Source organism: Romboutsia sp. 13368, from assembly GCF_018336475.1.
In the GTDB taxonomy this organism is placed as follows: Bacteria; Bacillota; Clostridia; order Peptostreptococcales; family Peptostreptococcaceae; genus Romboutsia.
Genome location: NZ_CP048741.1, coordinates 1492081 through 1493510, shown reverse-complemented (window position 1 = coordinate 1493510; position 1430 = coordinate 1492081). Strand labels below are relative to the sequence as shown.

The following is a 1430-nucleotide window of genomic DNA, read 5'->3' as shown; positions in this document are numbered from 1 at the left end:
TTTATATTATGATTTCAAAACGTAYATATACAGTCAATATACTATTTACTATGCATCTAATAAGATTATAGCTTAAAAAGGTAATAATTAGTATACAAAATGTATAAAAATGGTTATTTTATCTTTGATAAGTTACCATATTTACAAAAAGTAACCAAAAATAATAAAAAGTTGTTGCATATTTACCAAATATTGGTATATACTTAAATCAAGAAAAGTAACCAAAAAGTTAACAAAGGGGGAGTAGTATGAATAATTTAAAATTCACAAGAAAGAGCAGAAGGCTAACTCAAAAAGAATTAGCAAGTTTACTTCATATGTCAACATCAACATATATAAAGAAAGAAAAGAACTTAGATTATTTTAGAATATATGAGGCGATGGAGCTTGCTAATATATTGCAAAGCGATATAAATTATTTATTTAAGTCGTAAAGTTTTAAGCTTAAGAAAATTAATAGCAATGTATTTAGAGAATATGATGAAGTTATAGTAAGTTAAGTATTAGTTAATATATAAAGTGTTTTGCTAACAGGCTGGCTAATTGTAGCAAATCTTTATATCTAANAATAAAAGTAACCATTAGGGGGNTTAAAATGGAAAATTTAAAGTTATTTAGAAATGATATGTTTGGGGAAATTTTAGTGATAGTTAAAGATAAGAAAGAATACTTTGATGCAAATGGTGTAGCTACAGTACTTGGATATTCAAACCCTAGAGATGCAATAATTAGACACTGTAGAGAAGAAGGTATAGTTTTACATGAAGTAAGTATTTCTTCTAAAACTAGAAATGGACAAAGTTTAAAAACTCAAATGTATAAAAAGAAATTTATTGATGAAGGTAATTTATACAGATTAATAATGAAATCAAAATTAAAAAGTGCTTGTAAGTTTGAAAGATGGGTATGTGATGAGGTTATTCCTTCAATTAGAAACTATGGTGCATATATTGAGGAGAACATTATGAATGAATTGTTAGAAAATCCAGATTTAATAATATCATTAGCTCAAAGATTAAAAAATGAAAGATTAAAGGTAAATGCTTTAAATAAAGTAATAATTGAAAATGAAGGATATATAAACCTAGGGAAAACAATAGAAAATACAGATGGAGCTATAACCATAGGTCAATATGCAAAACTAATAAGTAACAAAATAGATATGGGAAGAAATAGACTTTATAAATGGTTTAGAGATAATGGATACTTTATAAATAAGGGTGATGATAAAAATACACCTAAACAAGTTTATATTGAAAGTGGATTATTTAAACTATATGAAAAGGTGATAGAAACTGAAAATGGAGAAGTTRTTGTGGTAAGACCACTTATAACAGGTAAGGGTCAAAGATATTTTATAGATAAAATACTTGAAAATAGATACTTAAATTAAAGRTTATATAAGTAAGGGGGACTTTATGAGAAAATAC

Annotated in this window: 2 protein-coding genes; both read left to right on the top strand. The window is 25.3% G+C overall.

Going from position 1 to position 1430, the window contains the following annotated elements:
* Positions 1-248 precede the first annotated feature (248 nt).
* Complete coding sequence (locus G3997_RS06040; RefSeq protein ID WP_296644420.1) at positions 249-434, top strand: helix-turn-helix transcriptional regulator; 186 nt, start codon at positions 249-251, stop codon at positions 432-434.
* Positions 435-595: 161 nt separating this feature from the next.
* Positions 596-1393 carry a phage antirepressor KilAC domain-containing protein gene (locus tag G3997_RS06035; protein ID WP_296644417.1) on the top strand — a complete coding sequence of 266 codons (798 nt, stop codon included), beginning with the start codon at positions 596-598 and terminating at the stop codon, positions 1391-1393.
* Positions 1394-1430 lie beyond the last annotated feature (37 nt).